This is a genomic window from Photorhabdus khanii NC19 (genome assembly GCF_000517265.1).
In the GTDB taxonomy this organism is placed as follows: domain Bacteria; phylum Pseudomonadota; class Gammaproteobacteria; order Enterobacterales; family Enterobacteriaceae; genus Photorhabdus; species Photorhabdus khanii.
This window is the reverse complement of record NZ_AYSJ01000013.1, coordinates 643037-665199: the sequence shown is the minus strand read 5'-3', so window position 1 is coordinate 665199 and position 22163 is coordinate 643037. Positions and strand designations below refer to the sequence as shown.

20 protein-coding genes and 1 pseudogene are annotated in these 22163 nt (G+C 39.8%); 16 read left to right on the top strand and 5 right to left on the bottom strand.

Translation table 11 applies throughout. From position 1 onward, the window contains the following. Positions 1-49 precede the first annotated feature (49 nt). Entirely contained in the window at positions 50-448 is a 399-nt protein-coding gene (locus PTE_RS15095) for a hypothetical protein (protein ID WP_036848032.1), read from the bottom strand. Between the two features lie 997 nt (positions 449-1445). Here PTE_RS15095 and PTE_RS15085 point away from each other — a divergent pair. Together PTE_RS15085 and cml are read left to right on the top strand one after the other, a co-directional pair. Beyond that, positions 1446-1958, top strand: a complete 513-nt coding sequence (locus PTE_RS15085) for a hypothetical protein (RefSeq protein WP_051477420.1) — start codon at positions 1446-1448, stop codon at positions 1956-1958. A gap of 324 nt (positions 1959-2282) precedes the next feature. Continuing rightward, positions 2283-3470 carry a CmlA/FloR family chloramphenicol efflux MFS transporter gene (gene cml / locus PTE_RS15080; protein WP_036848028.1) on the top strand — a complete coding sequence of 396 codons (1188 nt, stop codon included), beginning with the start codon at positions 2283-2285 and terminating at the stop codon, positions 3468-3470. A 172-nt stretch (positions 3471-3642) separates the two neighbouring features. Here the strand turns inward: cml and PTE_RS15075 are convergent, their stop codons facing one another. From PTE_RS15075 to eutA, 4 genes are all read right to left on the bottom strand, one after another. Beyond that, a complete protein-coding gene (locus PTE_RS15075) occupies positions 3643-3804 on the bottom strand; it encodes a hypothetical protein (protein WP_021324520.1) in 162 nt (53 codons plus the stop codon). A gap of 204 nt (positions 3805-4008) precedes the next feature. Then, positions 4009-4863, bottom strand: a complete 855-nt coding sequence (gene eutC / locus PTE_RS15070; protein ID WP_036848026.1) for an ethanolamine ammonia-lyase subunit EutC — start codon at positions 4861-4863, stop codon at positions 4009-4011. Positions 4864-4884: 21 nt separating this feature from the next. Then, on the bottom strand, positions 4885-6246 hold the full coding sequence (locus PTE_RS15065) for an ethanolamine ammonia-lyase subunit EutB (RefSeq protein ID WP_036848024.1): 1362 nt from the start codon (positions 6244-6246) through the stop codon (positions 4885-4887). Between the two features lie 12 nt (positions 6247-6258). Further along, positions 6259-7671 carry an ethanolamine ammonia-lyase reactivating factor EutA gene (gene eutA, locus PTE_RS15060; RefSeq protein ID WP_036848022.1) on the bottom strand — a complete coding sequence of 471 codons (1413 nt, stop codon included), beginning with the start codon at positions 7669-7671 and terminating at the stop codon, positions 6259-6261. Positions 7672-7984: 313 nt separating this feature from the next. Here eutA and cobA point away from each other — a divergent pair, with 313 nt between their 5' ends. The 14 genes and pseudogenes from cobA (at position 7985) to PTE_RS14990 (ending at position 21912) form a co-directional block, all read left to right on the top strand. After that, a complete protein-coding gene (gene cobA, locus PTE_RS15055; protein ID WP_036848452.1) occupies positions 7985-8767 on the top strand; it encodes a uroporphyrinogen-III C-methyltransferase in 783 nt (260 codons plus the stop codon). A gap of 31 nt (positions 8768-8798) precedes the next feature. Next, a complete protein-coding gene (gene cobD / locus PTE_RS15050) occupies positions 8799-9872 on the top strand; it encodes a threonine-phosphate decarboxylase CobD (RefSeq protein ID WP_036848020.1) in 1074 nt (357 codons plus the stop codon). A gap of 120 nt (positions 9873-9992) precedes the next feature. Continuing rightward, positions 9993-10622 (top strand): annotated as a pseudogene (locus PTE_RS15045) (NAD(P)-dependent oxidoreductase); the annotation flags it as partial. 69 nt (positions 10623-10691) lie between these two features. Next, a complete protein-coding gene (cobO, locus tag PTE_RS15040) occupies positions 10692-11252 on the top strand; it encodes a cob(I)yrinic acid a,c-diamide adenosyltransferase (protein ID WP_036848017.1) in 561 nt (186 codons plus the stop codon). Between the two features lie 312 nt (positions 11253-11564). After that, entirely contained in the window at positions 11565-12203 is a 639-nt protein-coding gene (locus PTE_RS15035) for a hypothetical protein (RefSeq protein WP_036848014.1), read from the top strand. Between the two features lie 1013 nt (positions 12204-13216). Then, positions 13217-14200, top strand: coding sequence for a phage tail protein (locus PTE_RS15030; protein ID WP_036848011.1), 984 nt, complete (start codon positions 13217-13219; stop codon positions 14198-14200). Positions 14201-14209: 9 nt separating this feature from the next. Then, positions 14210-14761, top strand: a complete 552-nt coding sequence (locus tag PTE_RS15025; RefSeq protein ID WP_036848008.1) for a tail fiber assembly protein — start codon at positions 14210-14212, stop codon at positions 14759-14761. Positions 14762-15108: 347 nt separating this feature from the next. Next, entirely contained in the window at positions 15109-15687 is a 579-nt protein-coding gene (locus PTE_RS15020; RefSeq protein WP_036848006.1) for a gp53-like domain-containing protein, read from the top strand. A 2-nt stretch (positions 15688-15689) separates the two neighbouring features. Then, positions 15690-16112, top strand: coding sequence for a tail fiber assembly protein (locus PTE_RS15015; protein ID WP_036848004.1), 423 nt, complete (start codon positions 15690-15692; stop codon positions 16110-16112). A 325-nt stretch (positions 16113-16437) separates the two neighbouring features. Continuing rightward, the gene (locus tag PTE_RS25150) at positions 16438-18141 is read left to right on the top strand and encodes a pyocin knob domain-containing protein (RefSeq protein ID WP_239002267.1); all 1704 of its coding nucleotides are present in this window, start codon (positions 16438-16440) and stop codon (positions 18139-18141) included. Between the two features lie 5 nt (positions 18142-18146). Continuing rightward, a complete protein-coding gene (locus PTE_RS15005; RefSeq protein ID WP_036848001.1) occupies positions 18147-18680 on the top strand; it encodes a tail fiber assembly protein in 534 nt (177 codons plus the stop codon). A gap of 395 nt (positions 18681-19075) precedes the next feature. Further along, positions 19076-19930: a gp53-like domain-containing protein gene (locus PTE_RS26595; RefSeq protein WP_081738237.1), complete on the top strand. Its 855-nt coding sequence runs from the start codon at positions 19076-19078 to the stop codon at positions 19928-19930. Positions 19931-20238: 308 nt separating this feature from the next. Continuing rightward, positions 20239-20766, top strand: coding sequence for a GNAT family N-acetyltransferase (locus PTE_RS14995; RefSeq protein ID WP_036847998.1), 528 nt, complete (start codon positions 20239-20241; stop codon positions 20764-20766). A gap of 396 nt (positions 20767-21162) precedes the next feature. Next, on the top strand, positions 21163-21912 hold the full coding sequence (locus tag PTE_RS14990) for a phage tail protein (RefSeq protein WP_036847994.1): 750 nt from the start codon (positions 21163-21165) through the stop codon (positions 21910-21912). Positions 21913-22163: the final 251 nt, after the last annotated feature.

Genomic DNA, 22163 nt, shown 5'->3' with positions numbered 1-22163 from the left:
TTTATTTAGTTTTATAATTGGTTATTTCTATCATGTTTTATTAATAAACTCAAGGATTAAATTTTTTTATTTTAAAACGAATATAGAATATTGCTAATTTTAATCCTGTGATTAAATTACAGCTAACGGAAAGAGTATAATAAATAAAAGCAGAAATGGAAAAGAATAAGTAAATAGAGGACATTAATGGGATCCCATATGCTTTCCCACTGAAAAACATTCCTGTCATCATAAATGAATAAACTGAGGTTAATAGTATTATTGGTAATGCTATCTCGTCAGCTATAAATAGTAGATAATGACAAAAATAATCCGTTTTACTTTGGTATTTATCATAAACATCAGGGTCATCTTTATGCAGGACAAGAAAGCTTCTCTTTATCTTAAGTAATTCTTTTAAGGTGAATCCACTATTTAATATTAACTTTCTTAAGTCAGCTAAATTCATTTTTTTAAACTCGTTTTTATAACTATATAAATGGCTTGTCGTAACATATTTAATTTTTTATAGCTGCTTTAAATGTTCTTTTATTCTGAAACGAATATAGAAAATGACTAATTTTATGCATGTGAAAAGATTATAACGATAGCGATGATAAAAAGATTTATAGCATATGCATATTATTGTTGAAATGATATAAAGAATCGATACTAATGATAAATAGGATATTGAATTCTCGTCATAGAGGAAAATCTCCATTATTATGCAGCCTGCATACATGAGAGCAAAAAATAACACTGGATCGCCGGCATCTTCAGCAAGCACTATTATAACGTTGTAAATATTATAGCTTTTTGTATAATACTTTATTACATATCTTCTTTCATCATCGTCAAGATTTTTAAAGATCCTTTGCATCATAAGAAGCTCTTTAAACGTAAATCCGCTACTGAGTGTTAATTTTCTTAATTTTTCCAAATCCATTTATTTAACCTCATATTTATGATTGATATAATGATTTATCATAACATATTTATTCTTTTATTATACCTAATAAATGCGTTCTTTAGATCTGTTTTTCGCAGGTTTGTTGGGCTTGTAAATTTTCGAATTATGCTAACCGTTTTGCCGATAAACTAAAACCAATAAAAAATGAATGAATTTTCAATAAAATCACATAAAATTTTTCTCCTCTATGGAATTAAAGTTTACGTAATGCCGTTATATGGGGTGATTTTATTCTTAATTATGTAAAAGTGATTTATCCCTTAAGTGAAATGTTATTAGAATAGGATAACGCGGAAAAAACGGTATCTAATTTCGGTGGTTGCTTATTATAATGTTGAATAATGACTTATATACGATGAATTCGTTAACGATATCTTTTACTGTACTGATAAATTTCAATATTTAACTGCTTTTGAAAAGTGTTAAGTTAAATTTTACAGGTTAAATCACCTGTTATATATGTATCTAACTAACAGAAATAATAAGGAAAAATATAATGACATTAAAAAAGACTATTATATCTATCCGCCCTCTTGAATCCGTTGAGATTTATAGTGAAAACCATTTTCCAATGCCCTCTGTTGTCAAAGGGATAACGCTAAGAAACAATAAAGTAGTGCCAGTTAGGGTTATAAATTATTGGGCTCCTCCGATTGGAGATTATAAGCAGTATAGCTATGCTGATGTTTATGGCGGCGAAATTAAAATATTCCCATCACTTATGAATACTCTTTATCGTTATAAAATTGTAGTCTTCAATCTGGACGATAAACTAGATGCAGAAGTTGAATTTGTAACGAGTTCTTTACAGGAAGAATTTGACGTTAAATTAAGAAAGGTATATATGTATTCTAATGAACCTTTTGAAATTTTTAATAGTGGTAATGTCATCATTCCCCAAGATTTCGATGACGCACTGATAAAAAACCATGGCACGGCACATAAAATAGGAGGCAGGTTTTGGCCTGCCATCCTCTTACATCACTGTACGTATGCAGTTCCATATTAATATTAATTTTCTTAAGTAAGTTTGGTTCATCTATTAAAATTATATTTATTTGGTGGTTATATAATTCGTTATTTTTATCATGTTTCATTGTCAGTCTTAATGATTGAAGTCTATTTTTAATTTTAAAACGAATGTAGATAATTAACAGTTTTGACCCTGTAAATAATTCTGTTTAATTTTTCCTTATCATATTTTCATTAATAAAACTATATGTGTTTTTACTTAATTATAAATAGAATTTTAAAAGTTTCTTGAGGTTATATGCATAAATCCGTAATGTATTTCAAATTCGTGCAATTCATATATTTTAACGGAAACTTTACTATGTCTGACAAGCACTCAATTTGGCGATACACCATGCCGATAGCACTTTTGCTGATGGCGCCTTTTGATTTACTTGCTTCTCTGGCCATGGATATTTACCTTCCCGTGGTGCCAGCTATGCCCGACGTATTCAATACGAGTCCGTCAGTTATCCAGCTCACCTTAAGCCTTTATCTATTGGCCCTGGGATTGGGGCAGGTGCTCTTTGGACCACTTTCTGACCGCATCGGCCGACGTCCTGTTTTGCTCGGTGGTGCCACTTTCTTCGTTATTGCCTCAGTAGGGATCGCGACATCAACTTCTTCTTCTGTCTTCGTTGCCTTCCGACTTATCCAAGCCCTCGGCGCGTCAGCAGCGCTCGTCACGACTTTTGCAACGGTACGTGATGTATACTCTGACCGTCCAGAGAGCGCTGTAATCTACAGCCTGTTTAGTTCAATGCTAGCCTGCGTGCCTGCTCTGGCACCGATATTAGGCGCTTTTTTGGCGGATGGGTTCGGCTGGCGAGCGATCTTCTGGTTCTTGGCTCTGGTGGCGGTTCTGCCGTTACTACACGCAGCATTTCGTTGGCATGAAACTCGTATGTCGGATGTTTCCGGAGGTTTGTCAGTCATTCCTATTTTGGTAAGCGGTAAGTTCTGGCTTTACACATTCGCCTTTGGAACCGCGATGGGGACATTTTTCGTATTTTTCTCCACTGCACCAAGAGTGTTGATCGGAAAAGCTGGCTATTCTGAATTACAGTTTAGTTTTGCTTTCTCGACTGTTGCACTTGTCATGATAGTGACAACAGGTTTCGCAAAGCGATTTGTCGGCAAGTGGGGCATCGCTGGTAGCGTATGGCGTGGCATGGCGCTGCTGGTCTTTGGTGCTGCAATCTTAGCTGTAACATGGACGATAGGTGAACCATCCTTTGCCACGTTTGTATTGCCTATGTGGGTGATGGCTGTCGGGATGATCTTCATTGCATCTGTTACAGCCAACGGTGCACTCGCTGATTTTAATGACCGGGCAGGCTCGGCCGTGGCTATCTACTTCTGTGGTCAAAGCCTTATTGTTTCTCTTTTCGGCACAGCAGCTGTCGTAGGCATGGGTGGTGATACAGCTTGGCCGCTTGTCACTTTTCCATTCATATTTGCAGGTACGGTTCTCATAGCTATGAGAGTTTTCCCTGCTTGGAGTCGTTGAGATATTTCAATAATCTTATGAAATAATTTTCGGAATGCTGGGGCGACTATTTCCTTAAGAGACGGTAACAGTCGCCTTCTGAATTTGAACTCATGATTTATTATCGATCTTGTAAATATTTCTGATTTATCAGAACATATTTATTCCTTTATTTATTATGCCTAATAAATTTTCAAATAAAGAAAGTTTTTTCTTTGCGTGCAGCTAATAGTTCATCAAGTAATGTATATTCTTCTTCCAGTTTGTCGTATTCAGCTTTGAATTTTGGATCTTTCATCCAGTTAGCAACCATTTCATCGTGTGTTATGGTTGGAGGGATACGTTTACCAGTCATTCTTTTTGATCTCCTTTAATCTGGCTTCTGCAATGGTTCTCTTTTTGGATGGTGTTTTTTACGTCTTTTTAATGAAGCTGACGTAACATTCTTGTTATGTTTTCACAAGGTCTTGCAAGGCAAAGAAGACTCATCTGGATTCTCTCTATTTCAATTCATTATTTTTTAATTACCTGTTTATGATGCTGGAATAATCAGTTTCCATCAACGGCTAAGAGCAATGCCGGAGGCTTGTTGTGCCAGCATATTTTTAGCTAAATCGACAATAATTGCGGCGGCTTCGATCGGTGGTGTGCCGCCACGATGAATATTAGAGATACAAGTGCGGTCCGCCTCAACAGTTTTTTCTACAGTCGGCTTGTAGACCGCGTAGCAGGAGAGGCTTTCCGATTGCCCCAATCCGGGACGTTCCCCGATAAGTAAGATAACCACTTTCGCTTTCAGCAATTCGCCAATCTGATCTTCAATTTTAACGCGGCCATAGCGCACAAAGAACGGCGTGCCGATGCACAATCCTGCTTGTTCCAGCCCTTTTAGCAGAGGTGGCAGAATATCTTCATAGTTGGAAATAATAGCATCAGTAGAGAGACCATCGGAGACAACAACCTGTACGTCAGGATCAGTTTTACACTGTGTCAGCAGAGTTTCTACAGCATTGGCACTGAGTTTTCTCCCCAGATCAGGGCGAGTCAGATAGCGGTTTTTGTCGCTGATTTGAGATTGCACTTCCAGCAACCCCTGTTTTTCTATCCATTCAACCGGGACTTCTTTCAGCACCGTATCCTTGGAACGGGAGTGGTCAGCCAGAAAACGCAGTAATGCTTGGGTTCGCGGACGTGGACCACTGCGGCCGGTACAGACTCTTGATACGGTGCTGCGACGTAATTCTTGTAGGACTTCCATTCGGTTCGGGTTTTGTACACCAATCCACTGTTTGGCTTCCAGGGAACCTAAGTCCAGCGTACAGCTTTCAGCTTCGTCAGTAATTTCAGGAGAGGCATGTGGTTCCTGACCAGATACCACATTGCTTACATTTTCTTCAATTTGTTTTTGGTTCATGTGATTTATCTCAACAAAGCATCAGAAAAAGAACGACGCATCACCTGCGCGTGATGTTAAGCGCCCGTTTGCCATGATCCCCATGTTTTCCAGCCAGCGTTCAAACTCGGGTGATGGACGCAAATTGAGCAGATGGCGGATAGTGGCGGTATCGTGGAAAGCGGATGTTTGGTAATTGAGCATAATATCATCACCGAGCGGCATGCCCATGATGAAGTTACACCCTGCGGTTGCCAGCAGGATCATCAGGTTTTCATTCTGGTTCTGATCGGAATCTGCATGATTGGTATAGCAGCAGTCACATCCCATTGAGACACCGCTGAGTTTTCCCATAAAGTGATCTTCCAGTCCGGCGCGGATAATTTGGCGATCATTGTAGAGGTATTCCGGCCCGATGAAGCCGACGACAGTGTTAACCAGGAATGGATCATAATGGCGTGCCAGACCGTAGTTCCGTGCTTCCATTGTCACTTGATCCGCGCCAAAATGAGCGCCGGCAGAGAGGGCGGAGCCTTGACCGGTTTCAAGATACAGGCAGTTATTGCCGGCAAGACGGCAATATTCCGCGCCGACAGCTTGTGCTTCATCCAGCATCGCCAGCTCTACCCCAAACTCTTTCAGCCCTTTTTCACTGCCACAGATACTTTGGAAGATTAAACCGCCCGGTGCCCCACGCTTAATGGCTTCTATCTGGGTGGTGACATGGGCTAAGACACAGCCCTGTGTTGGGATGGCGAATTTGTCGATCACCTCATAGATGGTATCCAACACGCGAGTCAGGTTTTCCACATCGTCCGTTACCGGGTTAACGCCGATGACGGCATCACCAATGCCAAACGCCAGTCCTTCGTAAATCTGGGCCAGAATGCTTTGTACTTCGTCGCGGGTATCGTTGGGTTGAAGGCGGGCGCTGAATGTTCCCGGCGTGCCGATGGTGGTATTGGCTTTTTTGATCACCGGCATTTTTTTCGCGCCATAAATCAGATCGGCGTTGGAGCTGATTTTTGCCACGGCTGCGACAACCTCAGAACTTATTCCTTTACGCAGAAAGGCAATATCATCCACGCTGGTGTCATCGCTCAATATATATTCACGCAGTTCGCCAATGCGCCAGTTTTTTATGCGAGTGTAGGCAATTTCGTTAATGTCATCCTGAATAATGCGGGTAACACAATCTTCTTCATAGGGAATAACCGGATTCATACGGATATCCGCTATCGTCATTTCCGAGAGAACATGTTTAGCCGCTACACGTTGTTGAGAACTTTCGGCAGCTACTCCGGCTAATATATCCCCTGAACGCGATTCGTTCGCCATTGCCAACACTTGTTTGACATCCTTAAACTGATACGTTTTACCAAAAAGCTGTGTTTTTAATTTCATGTTTACGCTCTCTCAGGAAGGAAAAGCCAGTGATTTGATGGTAACGGGAACGACGGCGCCACCAAATAATGGAACCCCAATATCGATATAATCTCCGGTGTGGGTAATCACTTCGTCAATTACCGCCAGTGGCCGTTCTCCCATCAGAGGATGCAGCAGCATACCCAGTGCTTTACCAAAGTCTTGACCGGCAACGATCAGCAGCGGATGGGAAGAGGGATAGCGTTCGGTAAAATCCTGTAAAGCGGTGATGCATGTTTGTACTGCGGCATAATTGACTGGCAGGGCATCGGGCAGAGCCAGGGCATACAGATCTTGTTGTGGGTCGAGGTCCATTTGTGTTAGTGCTCGCAGCCAGGCTTCTGTCAGTGATTCAGTGACCTCTGTTCCAGGATGAACCACAGGGATGTTGCACAGAGGCAGCGACAGCGTATCAAGCCAGATAGTGCTGCCGGATAGTGATAATGTATGAGCGCCGGCGCCAATCACGGTGGCGCGGACGGTTTGTTTTGGGACTTGCAGCGGTAGCTTGGTGAAATTAGGATCATGATGAATCGCGTTCGCCAGTAGTGGCCCTAGATCGTGAAAACGGAATAGGTCACTGTCTGACGCTTGACGATAACATTCACCTACACCGCCGGAGAGGGTGACAGCATAGAGTTCGTTACAGTTTGGTAGTGGTTCAGTCATCAGCAATTGCCGTGCCAGTGGGGTGAGATGCCCGACGGCGACTTCCCATAGCAACTGTGACATTCGGGCGGCAATCTGTTGTATTTGTGTGGCTGTCAGATGTTGAACATCTGTGTTTTCACCAAACAGAGAATGAACGATGAGCGTTCCGGGCGGATGTGCCCGTAAGACTTTTCCTTGAGGATCGGTTTCCAATAAGCGACCGCCGACATTTAGGCAAGCGGAGGCGACCAGTCGTCCGGCATCGAACAGCGCGTAGTTTGCTGTGCCGCCGCCAATGTCAATGTTGAGCACTCTGGCCATCTTCTGTTGTGATAGTGCCTGAGCGCCGGAACCAAAACCCGCGATCACTGATTCCAGATGTGGCCCGGCTGTTGCCACAACAAAATCCCCCAGTTTCTGGGCCAGTGTCATGACCGCAGGACGTGCGTTACAGGTTTTAGCGGTTTCACCGGTAATGATCACCGCTCCGGAATCGATGTTTTCCGGATCGATGCCTGCTGCCTGATATTGCGCCTGAATTAAGTTGAGCAGTTCGTCTTCACGCAGTTGTCCAGCGAAATCCACGGGAGTAAATAACACCGGGCTTTGCCAGATAATCTCGCGCCGAACAAACTCATAGCGTGGTACTTGTGATACGGCTGCCCGGTTCACCAGTGACAGACACGAAAAGATCACTTGTGTGGTGGTGGTACCAATATCAATACCGACACTGAATAATTCCTTGACCTCCATAGCTACGCCTCTTGTCTGTAATAAGGCGTATGTTGGCATTTTTTTCTATAAATCAGTATTAAATATCGGCAATTTGGTCGAAAATTCAACGGTAATCACAAAAACATCAGGGGTTGTAATAAAAATGGCGTAGGTCAAGGCGAAGGGCTAAGTTCCCAGGAGAAACAAACAGATAAGTCAAAATGTGCCAGGACAGATTGTTATCATCAATACATCAGCAAAAGTGAAGAATTATTGATCTCACACCATATCGTGTTGCTGGCTATCGGTAATATATCTTCTAACAGACTTTCGTTACAGGGTGAGAAAAATGATGAATAGCGGAAAAGTTTGGTTGGTAGGTGCCGGTCCTGGCGATGCGGCACTGATTACTGTCAGAGGATTACATTGTATTCGTCAGGCTGATGCGCTGGTATATGATCGGTTAGTCAGCCCGGATCTGTTATCTGAAGCCCCTGATAGCTGCAACATGATCAACGTCGGCAAAACGCCGAATTACCACCCAGTGCCGCAACGGCAAATCAATCAGATCCTGGTAGAGTGCGCGCAACAGGGGTTAAATGTTGTCCGGTTGAAAGGGGGCGATCCTTATGTGTTTGGCCGTGGTGGTGAAGAGGCTGAAGCGTTGGCACTGGCGAAGATCCCTTTTGAAGTTGTACCGGGTATCAGTTCATCAATTGGTGGTTTGGCTTGTGCTGGGATCCCTGTGACTCATCGTGATTATGCTTCAGGTTTTCATGTTATTACCGGCCATCTGCGTCAGGGAAATGAGCCGCAGGATTGGGCGACATTGGCAAAGCTGGAAGGGACGCTGGTGATCCTGATGGGAATGACGCAACTGGCGAGCATTTGTGAGCAACTTATTGCAGGTGGTAAAGCACCGACGACACCGGCGGCAGTGGTGATGTATGCCAGCCACCAGCAACAGCAAGTAGCCAGTGCAACTTTGCTAACGCTGGCACAGCAAGTGGCCGCTCAGGGATTGACGGCTCCGGCATTGATTGTGATTGGTGATGTGGTGCGTCTGCGGGAAACATTGGTTTGTCACCGGGAGCGTTTGTTGCTAGCTTCCGTTTCATCATTGATGGCACTTTGATTCTCTATTTAACATGTGGATTTGACATTTGATGAGCGAACATGGTGGCAATGTGCTGGAAATGGCGCAGAAAATCGGTGTTACAGCAGAGGAAATAACGGATTTCAGCGCTAATATTAATCCGCTGGGGATGCCGATATCCCTGAAAGCGGCCATTATCGATCAGTTGCAACGTGCTGAATGTTACCCTGATACCGAATATCGCCGATTACATGCAGCGCTGGCGCATGTTCATCATTGCACCGCTGAAAACCTGATAGCGGGTAACGGCGCTACTGAACTGATTTATGCGGTAGTGAATTATCTTAAGCCGCGCCGTGCCATGCTATTGATGCCGGGATTCGCTGAATATCGGCGTGCTTTACTGCGGGTTGGTTGCCAGATTGATGATTATGTGATGAGTGAAACAGAGGGTTATCAGCCTGATGAGTGTTTGCTGGCGGCATTGGATCGTTGTCGCCCTGATTGCCTGTTTCTTGCCACCCCGAATAACCCAACCGGCCTGATGCCGGATGCTGAACTGTTACAGGCGGTGCTTGAACGTTGCCACCAACATAATATCGCGCTGATTGTCGATGAAGCGTTTATCGATTTTCTCCCGGATGCTGCCGGATTTATTCCCAAGATAGCCCATTATCCTCACCTCTATATTTTGCGCTCATTAACCAAGTTTTTTGCTATTCCGGGATTACGTCTTGGCTATCTGGTCAGCGGTGATGTAGCCGGTATTCGGGAGATGAAATGCAGGCGGGAACCGTGGACCATTAATGCTTTTGCGGCATTGGCCGGTGAAATCGTTTTCAATGATAAAGCTTACATTCAGGCAACACACCGTTGGCTGGCACAGCAGCAACGTTGGCTCTATCAGGCATTAGTTGCGTTGCCGGAATTATGTGTCTGGCCTCCCGCGGCGAATTATATTTTCTTACGTTGTCTGCGCCCGGAAATCGATCTCCAGCAAGCGTTGTTGAAACACCGAATACTTATCCGCCATTGCGCTAACTATCCAGGTTTGAGTGCTGATCATTACCGGGTTGCCATAAAGGGCAAGCATGATAATCATCGGTTGGTATTGGCGTTACGTCAGGTATTGGGTTATGGCTGAAACTTGCTGTCCCGCATCGTGCGGTGAACTTATTCAAGGGTGGATTCTTGATGGGTGAGAATCAGCATTTGCTGATCATGATACCGGGTGGCGTGCGCTAGCTGAGGAGAGGGGATCATGTTGGATTATTTGCCGATGTTTTGTCAGATTCGGGATAAAACCTGTCTGTTGGTTGGGGGAGGTAAGGTGGCCGAACGCAAAGCGCATCTATTATTGGATGCCGGTGCGCGTCTGCTGGTTAATGCAAGGGAATTCACTGCGCAATTCCAGATTTGGGAAGATGCGGGTCAAGTGACACTGATCCGTGGTGAATTTGAGCCTCATTGGCTTGATTTCTGCTGGTTGGTGATTGCTGCGACCAATGATGCAGCCGTTAATGGTTATGTCAGTGATTGTGCGACGGATCGCCGTATTTTCTGCAATGTAGTGGATGAACCACAACAGGCAAGTTTTATTACACCGTCGGTCATTGATCGCTCGCCGGTGGTAATTGCTATCTCCTCTGGGGGTAATGCGCCGGTATTGGTCAGGTTATTGCGTGAAAAACTGGAACGGTTGTTACCGATGCATCTTGGCCGTCTGGCTGCTTACGGCGGGACACTTCGCCAGCGGGTAAAACAGCATTTTCATCATCTGGCGGCACGTCGTCACTTTTGGGAACAGTTTTTTACCAGTGAGTCGTTGACGGAATCGTTGATCAGTCAAGATCGTCAACAAGTTGATCGTGTGACAGAAACACTATTCTCTGAGTTATCTCAAGCAGATACGAACAAAACAGATAGTCGCTCTTTGACTGACTAACATACTGGAGTGATAAAAATGAGTGAGGAGCGGTATAGACAGAGGAAACAGCGGCAAAAAGAGAGATTTATGGCACAAGTTGCGGCGGCTCAGGAGAACCGTGGGATCGTAATCATCTATACCGGCAATGGTAAAGGGAAAACAACTGCTGCTATGGGAACGGTTACACGGGCGTTGGGGCATGGATTAAAGGCCGGGGTTATCCAGTTTGTTAAAGGAAGATGGTCAGCCGGTGAAGGTGCTTTGCTGGAACAACATGGATTAGAGTGTCAACTCATGCCGATAGAATTGACTGGGGAAATGCAAAATCATGCTAAGGAAATAGCTGCTTGCACGGGTGTTTGGCAACATGCGCTGCGAATGATGCGTGACCCTGCGTTATCATTGGTAGTGCTTAGTGAATTGGCTTGTATGATAAATAGTGGTTATCTGTTGCTTGATAAAATTATCAAAGCACTAAACGAGCGGCCCATTAATCAGACCGTAATTATTACCGGACAAGATTACCCTGCTGAATTAATTGAACTGGCTGATACTGTTAGTGAAATGCGCCTTGTAAAACATGTTTTCACTGAGTAGGTTAATTATATGAAAATCAATTAATCACTTTCATATTAATTGACTGGTTGTAATGAGCTTTATTGAATATATAATCAATAAAGCTTGATAATACATTAAATAAATTCCATGCAATGTATTACACCATCCAATAATTTTAGTTTATTTACAAGTTGGGATTTATATCTAATATTGTCGGTGGAAAAAATATAACGTTAATTTAAGTTTTAATATGTGAAATGAGATCACGTAATTTATATTGCATTCTGTTGAATATTTTATTAAGTTTCAAACAACGCATGATTATTTAATTTATAAATTAAGAGGTTCAATATGTCTATTGAAAATACCAATATAGCTGAACAAACAACAGGTAAAGATTCAGTTGTACTTGGACATGCAGAAGCACCGGCAGTACATTCTATCGCAATTGGTGCTTCCCCCCGAAATTCTAAAACAATCAGTGAAGCGGCTATTGCCATTGGGCAAAATCAAATTGCGGGTAAACAAGGTGATACGAAAGTCGTTTGGCCCATTGCGATTGGTGCTGATTCTGTATCCAATGGCCTGGCTTCTATCGCTTTGGGACAAAAGGTGATTGCCAGTGCGGCTCAGGCAGTGGCGATTGGTCAACACTCCTCTGCAACAGAACAAGGGAGCGTTGCATTAGGTGCAGATTCTATTGCTAATAAACCGAATGTTGTTTCTGTAGGAAAAACGGGCCATGAACGTAAGATTATACATGTTGCAGCTGGGGATATTTCAAATCACAGTACTGAGGCGGTTAATGGTCAGCAGGTATATGCTGAATCGGCAAGGATTGATATATTATTGGATGCAAAGAATAAGGAATTGGAAGAGAAGATTCAATCTCTGGAAAGTGATATAGCTAATCTTACTCTGCTGGTTCAGAATAGTGTGGATGATGTCGCATTATTGAAGAAACGACTTCTTGATGCATTAAGTTATTAATATCATCTAACTATTGTTTTATATATTCTTGGTCGTCAGGCCAAGAATATAGGGTAGATAATTTGACCCGTTCCGCAGCATAAAAGCCAGTTCGAAACTGGCCTTCCACTCATCGGATAAAAACTTAAAGAAAACGAGGTGTTGACAGATAAATAACAACACTGTGAACACTCGATATAAAAGATTTGACAGATTTCATGATAGGTTCTCTTTATGGGTAAAATGTGATTTGTCTCACGAAAATCTAAATTCTGACTGTAATTTTAATCAGAAAAACTTCAGAGTCAAGTTGTTTTTAAAAATTATTTTAAATATTAAAATAATTTTGCATGGTGCTTTGAGTAACAGGAGGCTCGCATCTTACGGAGATGGAATGCCGAGCGGTGGTGTAGACGCGGTAAGGTAAAGGAGAGGAAATACCGACGCGAAGTTAACGAAAGTCGTCGTTAGGTCTGCTTGCTGGTGTTTGGAGAATCGCTTATAAATTCGTTAAGACCTTGCCAAGTCAAGGTAGTACGGGACTGGAAATTACTATAGAACTAATATGATAAATCTCAACGGATTGAGTAGGGTTTATATATAATTTATTTTGATGAATTATATATTGATATTTGTCAGAGGCGTGAAAATAATAAAACAATCTCGTTGTTATATCAGTATTAAATGATAAATAAACGAAATGCTTTCATAGAAATATAGAATATTAATAATTAGGTCAGTGAATTATGAACTATACACTGATATACTTGAGTAAATAGAATAATGACGAATAGTGTTTAGAAGTTTAGTTTTAATACAATAGGTATGTTTTATTTTTGGTATGTTTTTAATTTCAATATGTTGGGTTATTTATTGTCGCTAATCATATAAAAATAATTGATCATTTAATTTATAAAGATATTTCATTATTATTCATTCAAACTAGACTATGGTTGACATGAATTACTGGGGACTTTTTTCGGTAATTAAATATATTACTTATGAAATAATATTATTTGATTTAAGGAGTATATATGAGCCCTAAGAATGATTTCAAAGCTTTTTCTATTAGTAATAATGCTAATGTAGTAAGTCAGCAATTATATGAAGTAAGTTCAGAATTGCCGACTGGATTCCCACCATATACTGTTACCACTCATGTGTTAAATAAAGTATTGCGTCAAGCGTCAACAATATCGTCTGTTGTAGCTGATTTTATTGCGACACAATCTGGTGAGAATGTTTTGGATGACGGTGATATACCCAAACTCACTCTACAATTAAATAAAGCCTTAGAGCAAAAATTCATAACAGGAGTTCCCAATGCTTCATTAACACAAAAAGGTATTGTTCAACTTACCAATGTGGTTGGTGATAGCGATACATTGGCTGTTACGCAAAAGCTTGTTAAAGAAATAGTAAATTCGTTGCTTGGAAATATTAATGGCAGAGTACCTAATAATCGGAAAGTCAACGGGAAGGCATTGTCTGAAGATATTACTATTTCTGCGATTGATGTCGGAGCGAAACGCCCAGGAGATATCTATTTATCTGCACATCCAGCATCAGATTTGGCTAAAGGAGAGTATATTGCGAATGGTGATATTTATGCGATTGATTCAATTATTGGTAGATCATTGAATAATTTATCAGATGCATATAAGGCAGCATGGGGAATTAAGCAGAATGGCGATAAAATCAATCTTCCTAATCTGTTTGTTGATGGGAGAGGGGTATTCATGCGTGCGGGTTTGAATCCTGGTGTGATACAAGGCGATACGATTAGAAATATTACAGGTGATGTGGGGTTGTGGCATGATGGGCTTATTGCTCGTACTAGCGGAGCATTTTATGGTGTTAATGCGACCTCCCAAGCAAGTATTATGAAAAAGAATGCTCCTGATGAATATGCCAAATTCGCATATGCCACTTTTGATGCTTCAAGAGTAGTGCCAACGGCAAATGAAAATCGCCCGCTCAATGTCAGTATGATACCCATAATTTATTTGGGAGCATGAAACAAAGCAATGATAAATTATTATTTTGATAATACTAAGCCACATCGACCATTTATTGGATCGGCTGATGCTAATCCGGACAGTGAACCCCCGGTGAATGCTTTACGAATACAACCGCCATTTAAAGATGGATTTTGGCCATGTGAAAAATCAGGGCAATGGGAGCTTGTTGAGAATAAAAGGGGAGTCACAATTTACGATATTGTATCAGGGCAATCACAGGAGAATAGAGAAGTCATTATTCCTGATGGTTTTACTGAACAGTCAAGACCTTCGCAATATCATAAGTGGGATGGAGAATGGTTAATTTCGAAAGATAATGAAAAAAAATGGAAAAGTGATATTCAGCAAACCAGCATTAACGATGCGGAAAATAAGAAGCAGCAACTTCTACTTATTGTAAGTAAACAGATAGCTCCGTTACAAGATGCTATTGATCTAGGTATGGCAAGTGATGATGAAAAATCGCTGTTAACAGTTTTGAAAAAATATAGGGTATTACTGAATCGGGTAGATATTTCACAGGCGCCTGATATTGAATGGCCGGAGCAGGTAAAATAACTAAAATAGCCTGAATAAACAGGCCTTTTTTACCGTGGTTTTGTTGATAAGAGTGTTAAGATACTGAAAAATTAAACTTAGATAAAAATTGTAGAGAGAAATGAAAGAGATCGATAAGAATAATTTCGGATGTTGAATATAATTAATTTTAGGGTGTTTGTGTTTGTAATGTGTTGGGTTGTTTATTGCTATCAGTTATACAAAAATAGTTAATCCTTTTAGTCATAAAAAATCTCATTATTATTTTTATGAACTAGACTATTATCAATGAAAATTTAGAGGGATCATCTTTGCAATAATTTAGTCTGTTTCTTATGCAATAATATTACTTAATTTAAGAGGTATATATGAGTCCTAAGAATGATTTTAAAGCTTTCTCTGTTAGTAATAACGCTAATGTAATAAATCAAGAAAGATATGAAGAAAGTCAGAGTTTGCAGACTGGGTTTCCACCAGAGAATATTCCCATTCATGTATTAAATAAGGCGTTACGTCAGTCGTCAACGATATCGTCTGTAGTTGCTAATTTTATTGCGACACAATCTGGTGATAATGTTCTTGATGATGGTGATATAACCAAACTTACCGCACAATTAAATAAAGCTTTGGGACAAAAAATCAAAACAGAATTTGATAGGAGTAAAGCGCTGCTCTCAATAAATGGATGGTGGAAATGCGGTGATACTGGAATAATTATTCAGTGGGGTCAAGCAAATGGCTCAATGAGTGAAAATGATTACAGAAATTTTACGATTCCATTTCCTAATGCTTGCGGCCAGATTGTTGCAACATATTCCAGTTTCGGTAATTACGGGCTTGGTGTTGCTGCTTTTGCCGTCTCTGCGAGCCAATTTATTCTAACGTGCAGAGATGGTACAGGATCTTTAGCAAATTGTTTAGTGAGATATTTAGCGATAGGATATTAATTATGTATTACTATAGTGCAAAAACAAATGCATTCTACCCTATAGAATTGAAACAAAATTATATTGCTTCTGGTTCGTTGCCCGATGATATTATAGAAGTTAGTGATGATATTTATCAAGAATATGCCGCGAATAATGCACCAGAAGGAAAATATCGTATAGCAGGTGAAAATGGTTTACTGGAATGGGCGGATATTCCTCCAGCAACAAAAGAAGAGTTGCAGCAATATGCTAAAAATAAAAAACAACAACTTATTCTAGGGGCTAGTGAACAAATAGCGCCACTACAAGATGCAGTTGATTTAGGTATTGCAACAGAAGCTGAAAAAGAGGTTTTATTATCATGGAAGAAATATAGAGTGATGTTGAATAGGACCGATATTAAGCAGGCGCCTGATATTGAATGGCCTGAAGAGCCAAAATAATGAAAATGGCCTGAATAAACAGGCCATTCATACAATACTTTATTGCTGTTGTAATTATGATACCGAAAAATTCAGTCTGATATATGAAATGGAGGGAATAATTTCATGTGATTAATATAAATGGCTTGGATATATTTCTGGTTGCGATTTGTTTGGTTGTTTATTTATTCTAATTATACAAAAATAATTATTCTTCTAAGTTATAAGAACATTTTATTATTGTTTTTATGAACTAAACTATGATTGCCGTAAATTATGAAGGATTGCTTTAATAATTATTAAACATATTGGTTGTGAATAATGCTATTTAATTTAAGGAGTATATATGAGTGCCAAGAATGATTTTAAGGCTTTTTCTATTGGTAATAATGCTAATGTAGTGAGTCAGGGAAATTATGAGGGAAACCAGAGCTTGCAGACTGGATTTACGCTAAATGATATTCCTGCTGATCTGTTAAACAAGGTATTACGTCAATCGTCGACAATAGCATCTATGATAGCTAATTTTATCGCGACGCAATCTGGAGATGATGTTTTAGATAATGGTGATATCGCTAAACTCACCGAGCAATTAAACAGGGCTTTAGAAAAAGAAATCACAACAAAAGTTCCAAATGCCTCATTAACACAAAAAGGCGTTGTTCAGCTTACCGATGTGTTGGGTAATAGTGACACATTAGCTGTTACGCAAAAGCTTATTCAGGAAATAATAAATTCATTACGCGACAATATTAATGCTAAGGTACACAGCACACGAAAAGTGAACGGGAAAGTGTTAGCTGAGGATATCAATATTACTTCTCAGGATATCTTTGCTGGGCAGGCGATTAATTTAGGTAATAATGCGGATTTGGATAATTACAAAACACCAGGAATTTATTATCAAGAGTATAATTCTAGTGCTCAAAGTGGCAATAATTATCCTGAGCTGTTCGCGGGTTCGCTTATTGTATTGAAAGCGGCTGGGGTCGTTCAACGTTATTTCGTCTATAACAGCAGTCGGGTATATACACGCAGCCAATTTCATGATAATCCATGGACCCCTTGGGTTAGAGAATATAACGCAGTGAATAAACCTACTGCTGAAGATGTTGGCGCATATACAAAAGCAGATTCTGATGCTCGATATATTACAGGGATCCGCAAAGTAAATGGAAAGGCTTTAGCTGAGGATATCAATATTACTTCTCAGGATATCTTGGCTGACCAGGCGATTAATTTAGGTGGTAGTGCGAATTTGGATAGCTACAAAACACCGGGGATTTATTATCAAGAATCTAATGCTCATGCTAAAAATGGCAGTAATTACCCTGAGCCGTTCGCGGGTTCGCTCGTCGTGTTGAAAGCAGCCGGGGTTATTCAACGTTATTTCGTCTATAACAGCAGCCGGATATATACACGTAGCCAGTTTCATGATAATCCATGGACCCCTTGGATTAGAGAATATAACGCGGTAAATAAACCTACCGCTGAGGATGTGGGAGCGTATGCAAAAGCAGACTCTGATGCTCGATATATTACGGGGATCCGCAAAGTAAATGGAAAAGCTTTAGCTGCGGATATCAATATTACTTCTCAGGATCTCTTGGCTGACCAGGCGATTAATTTAGGTGGTAGTGCGAATTTAGATAGCTACAAAACACCGGGAATTTACTATCAAGAGTCTAATGCTCATGCTAAAAATGGCAGTAATTACCCTGAACCGTTTGCGGGTTCACTTATTGTATTGAAAGCGGCCGGGGTCATTCAACGCTATTTCGTCTATAATAGCAGCCGGGTATACACACGCAGCCAGTTTCATAACAATCCATGGACACCTTGGGCTCAAGAATATAATACCTTAAATAAACCTTCTGCTAATAATATTGAAGAGTATACGAAAGTAGAATCGGAGAATCATTATATTACTGGCGTCCGTCTTGGTGCTGAAATTTATAGCAGAGATGGAGATGATTCTGCCGAGATGCTTTATTCTAGCCCTATGCAGTTCTCTAGTAACGGTCAATGGTTCACTATCGTACGAGGATAATGATAATGAGTTTAATAAATGTTGGTCCATTTGAACAATATATACCTGACAATGAAAACGCTATTCAATTTGCACTTTATCTTCAAGATAAGCAGGGCAATGATTGGTATAGATCTCAAAGTCAATTTTCAATAGATACATTAAAAATTATGTATGATACGAGGGGTCTCATTCGTGCAATAACGACTGATGTATCTAAACTTGCGCCACTTGGTTTTTCCGTCGCAGAAATTAATAAGAATAATGTGCCCATAGGATTTGATGAAAAAACCAAAGAGAAATGGATATTTGACGGTCAGAAAATATTACTTTATGTTGCGACTAAAGAAGAATTAATACAGAAAGCAGAATATGAGAAATCTCAGTTACTAACTAAAGTTAATAATATCGTCACGCCACTACAAGATGCTGTTGATTTAGATATTGCTACAGAAGCTGAAAAAGAGGCTTTATTAGCATGGAAGAAATATAGAGTGATGTTGAACAGAGTTGATATTTCATTGGTCCCTGATGTTAAGTGGCCGGAGCAGCCGAAATAATGAAAATGGTCTGAATAGACAGGCTGTTTATATAATGATTTTGTTGATGTTCAGATACTGAAAAATTCAGATTTGAATTTGAAATGGAAAATTTGTGGTAAGAAATAATAGAGGGGAGAGGAGAATAATTTCTTGATATTGAGTTGCTTATTGTAATCAATCATAAGAAATTTTTAACATTATAAGTTATAAGAATATTTAATTAATCTGATAGAGTACCTAAGGCACGATCAGAGTCTTTGCAAAGATTCTGATCGTGGAAATCTTCAGGTATGGTTAATTTAGAAAAGCGTTACTGTAAAGCCGATGATTTTTGTCAGCAATTTATATCTCACTGTTCTTAAACAGAACTAGAATTAATTATAAAATAATATTATTTAATTTAAGGATTTTATATGAGTTCCAAGAATGATTTTAAGGCTTTTTCTATTGGTAATAATGCTAATGTAGCTAGTCAGGGAAGATATGAAGAAAGTAAGGATTTACTGACTGGGTTTCCAACAAATGATGTTCCTACTCATTTGTTAAATAAAGTATTGCGTCAATCGTCAATTATATCATCTGTCGTAGCTAATTTCATTGCGACACAATCTGGTAATGATGTTTTGGATGATGGGGATATAGCTAAACTCACCGCACAATTAAATAGGGCTTTAGAACAAAAAACCACAATAAAAGTTCCAGATGCCTCGTTAACCCAAAAAGGCATTGTTCAGCTTACAAATGTGATTGGCAATAGCGACACATTGGCGGTTACACAAAAGCTTGTTCAGGAAATAATAAATTCATTGCGTGAAAATATTGATAGTAGAGTACCTAATACCCGAAAAGTGAATGGGAAGGTGTTAAGCTCGGATATCAGTCTGAATGCCGTGGATATAGGATCATATGCTAAAGCAGAAATAGATCACCAAATTAATACCCGAGGAGCTAAAAATACAATCTTAAAATCGGAGAATGGTTGGTGGAAATGTGGTGATACTGGGATTATATTTCAGTGGGGAATGTCTGATGTTACTACATATGCTAATCCTAATGCTCAGGTTAATTTCCCAATTCCTTTTCCACAAAAGGTTATTATAGTTGGCCAGCAAGATAGCGCTGGTGGAATTACTACAGCAATTTGGCAAATAAATAATATTCAACTATCAGGCTTCTCTGCGGCAAATCTTGGCACCCTGAGTCGCAACTCTAAAGAGTTTGGACCGGTAGTTGGGTCAAGATGTGTCTGGTACGCTTGGGGCTTTTAATACCGGTATATTTCTTAACAATGTGATAAAGGTTAAAGAATTGGTTTTTTTATAGATTTTTTAGGTAATATTCCTCCAAAGGGTAAACAATATAGCAGGAGAAGATAGTTTACCCAATGGAACAGCTTTTTAATAAATAGAGTAATCTATTGATAATTTTCCATGGCTATTTATATATGGATAATAAAAATTCGGAAAATTCAATTTTGAATCCCTCGGCTGGATCTGGCTCATCAGCACTTTCCCATACTTCCCGCAAAATATCTATGTTAGTCTTAATGCTCAAATTAAAAGTCAGGAGTTTTTAAATGAAGGATATAATGATTCGCCATATTGAAGAAGGCGATTGTGAACAAGTTCATCAGTTATACGCTAACCTGCAAGTTTACTGTGATACTTTGCAGTTACCCTATCCTTCTCTGGAAACATGGGCGAAGCGTATTACGAATATTGCTGAGGGGTGTTTCTGTTTAGTTGCTTGTATTGATGGGAAAATTGTGGGTCAGATGAGTATAGAAATATGCCAGCTCTTGCGGCGTCGCCATATTGCTACTTTTGGTATGGGGGTACATGCTGATTATCAGGGGCGCGGTATTGGCAGTGAATTGATGAAAGCTATGCTCAATATGTGTGATAATTGGTTGAATATTGAACGTATAGAGATGGAGGTGTATACAGACAATCATGCTGCAATTGCATTATATAAGAAATTTGGGTTTGAGATTGAAGGAACAGCTAAACGTTACGCTTTTCGCAATGGTCAATATGCTGATGCTTATTATATGAGTAGGATTTTAGATATTAGTAAGCGATCTCACTCTCTGTTAGAAAACTAGTTTTTATAGATATAGTTTATAATGTAAATTATAATCTTAACTTTTGTAGTCAATAGGCTTAAATTGGTGTCGAATAAAGGGAGAATAAGTAAATTCTCCCAATTGTCTTTTACTTTAACAAAATTACAGGAATAAAAAATCAGCCATAAATGCTTGGTGAAAATTAACGAAAAATAGTTTTCAGATATTAAATATAAATTTGTGGTATGTTTTCGACTTCAAAATATTGAATTACTTATTGCTGCCAATTATATAAAAACAGTTAACCTTATAAGCAATAAGGATACCGTATTATTCTTTTTCTGGACTAGACTTTGATTGGTATGAATTGCAGGGAGGTTATTTTGCAATAATTCAATATATTGATTATAACATCATTTAATTTAAGGAAGGTATATGAGTCACAAGAATGATTTTAAGGCTTTTTCTATTAGTAATAATGCTAATAGAATTAGCCAAGAAAGATATGAAGAAAGTCAAAGTTTGCAGTCAGGGTTTCCACCAGAGAATATTTCTATTCCTGTATTAAATAAAGCATTACGTCAATCATCGACAATAACCTCGGTGGTGGCTAATTTTATTGCGGAACAATCTAGTGATGATGTTTTGGATGATGGCGATATAGCTAAACTCACTGCACAATTAAATAGAGCGTTAGAGCAGAAAATTTCAAATATCTCTAACCTTCCTGTAGGTGTTCCTGTTCCCTGGCCGACTGTGATACCACCAGCTGGGTGGTTGCAGTGTAATGGTGCGCTCTTTGATAAATCGAAATTTCCGAAATTAGCAGAAGCTTATCCTGATGGTAAGTTACCTGATTTAAGAGGGGAATTTATTCGAGGTTGGGATGATAGCCGAGGTGTTGATAGTGGCCGTAGAATTCTAACTCCTCAGGGCGATGCTATCAGAAATATTGAGGGTTCGTTCGCTGGCACGATAGCATCAAACTATCATTTGGCAATAAGAGGCGCTTTTTATGCTAGTCAAGTTCTTGGAATAGCTACAGATGGCAGTTTCAAATCGGTAAATAATTCTAACACGGATACTCCATACGGCTTTGGATTCAACGCGGCAAGGGTTGTTCCTGTAGCCTCAGAGAATCGCCCCCGCAACATCGCATTTAACTACATTGTGAGAGCAGCATAATGACAGAACAAAAGTACTCTTTAGAGACAGAAGTTTCATAGGCTCCTGATATTGAGTGGCGAAACAGCCGAAGTGACAGACAGTAATAATTAGATAATTTTATGTTTTTAGGTAATAAAGGTGGGTTTGTAAGTAGTTATAAATGCCAGATATGGAGTTGGGGGGGGCCCTAATTTTTCCCCAAGTAAATCCCGTAAATAAAAGAACGGACCAGTTGCGGTTGGTATTTAGGGGATAGGCGGGTTGTTCGA

Excerpts from the sequence above, each read along its gene's own strand:
- PTE_RS15095 (WP_036848032.1), bottom strand. The coding sequence starts at position 448 with ATGAATTTAGCTGACTTAAGAAAGTTAATATTAAATAGTGGATTCACC.
- PTE_RS15085 (WP_051477420.1), top strand. The coding sequence starts at position 1,446 with ATGACATTAAAAAAGACTATTATATCTATCCGCCCTCTTGAATCCGTT.
- cml (WP_036848028.1), top strand. The coding sequence starts at position 2,283 with ATGTCTGACAAGCACTCAATTTGGCGATACACCATGCCGATAGCACTT.
- PTE_RS15075 (WP_021324520.1), bottom strand. The coding sequence starts at position 3,804 with ATGACTGGTAAACGTATCCCTCCAACCATAACACACGATGAAATGGTT.
- eutC (WP_036848026.1), bottom strand. The coding sequence starts at position 4,863 with ATGAACCAAAAACAAATTGAAGAAAATGTAAGCAATGTGGTATCTGGT.
- PTE_RS15065 (WP_036848024.1), bottom strand. The coding sequence starts at position 6,246 with ATGAAATTAAAAACACAGCTTTTTGGTAAAACGTATCAGTTTAAGGAT.
- eutA (WP_036848022.1), bottom strand. The coding sequence starts at position 7,671 with ATGGAGGTCAAGGAATTATTCAGTGTCGGTATTGATATTGGTACCACC.
- cobA (WP_036848452.1), top strand. The coding sequence starts at position 7,985 with ATGAATAGCGGAAAAGTTTGGTTGGTAGGTGCCGGTCCTGGCGATGCG.
- cobD (WP_036848020.1), top strand. The coding sequence starts at position 8,799 with ATGAGCGAACATGGTGGCAATGTGCTGGAAATGGCGCAGAAAATCGGT.
- cobO (WP_036848017.1), top strand. The coding sequence starts at position 10,692 with ATGAGTGAGGAGCGGTATAGACAGAGGAAACAGCGGCAAAAAGAGAGA.
- PTE_RS15035 (WP_036848014.1), top strand. The coding sequence starts at position 11,565 with ATGTCTATTGAAAATACCAATATAGCTGAACAAACAACAGGTAAAGAT.
- PTE_RS15030 (WP_036848011.1), top strand. The coding sequence starts at position 13,217 with ATGAGCCCTAAGAATGATTTCAAAGCTTTTTCTATTAGTAATAATGCT.
- PTE_RS15025 (WP_036848008.1), top strand. The coding sequence starts at position 14,210 with ATGATAAATTATTATTTTGATAATACTAAGCCACATCGACCATTTATT.
- PTE_RS15020 (WP_036848006.1), top strand. The coding sequence starts at position 15,109 with ATGAGTCCTAAGAATGATTTTAAAGCTTTCTCTGTTAGTAATAACGCT.
- PTE_RS15015 (WP_036848004.1), top strand. The coding sequence starts at position 15,690 with ATGTATTACTATAGTGCAAAAACAAATGCATTCTACCCTATAGAATTG.
- PTE_RS25150 (WP_239002267.1), top strand. The coding sequence starts at position 16,438 with ATGAGTGCCAAGAATGATTTTAAGGCTTTTTCTATTGGTAATAATGCT.
- PTE_RS15005 (WP_036848001.1), top strand. The coding sequence starts at position 18,147 with ATGAGTTTAATAAATGTTGGTCCATTTGAACAATATATACCTGACAAT.
- PTE_RS26595 (WP_081738237.1), top strand. The coding sequence starts at position 19,076 with ATGAGTTCCAAGAATGATTTTAAGGCTTTTTCTATTGGTAATAATGCT.
- PTE_RS14995 (WP_036847998.1), top strand. The coding sequence starts at position 20,239 with ATGAAGGATATAATGATTCGCCATATTGAAGAAGGCGATTGTGAACAA.
- PTE_RS14990 (WP_036847994.1), top strand. The coding sequence starts at position 21,163 with ATGAGTCACAAGAATGATTTTAAGGCTTTTTCTATTAGTAATAATGCT.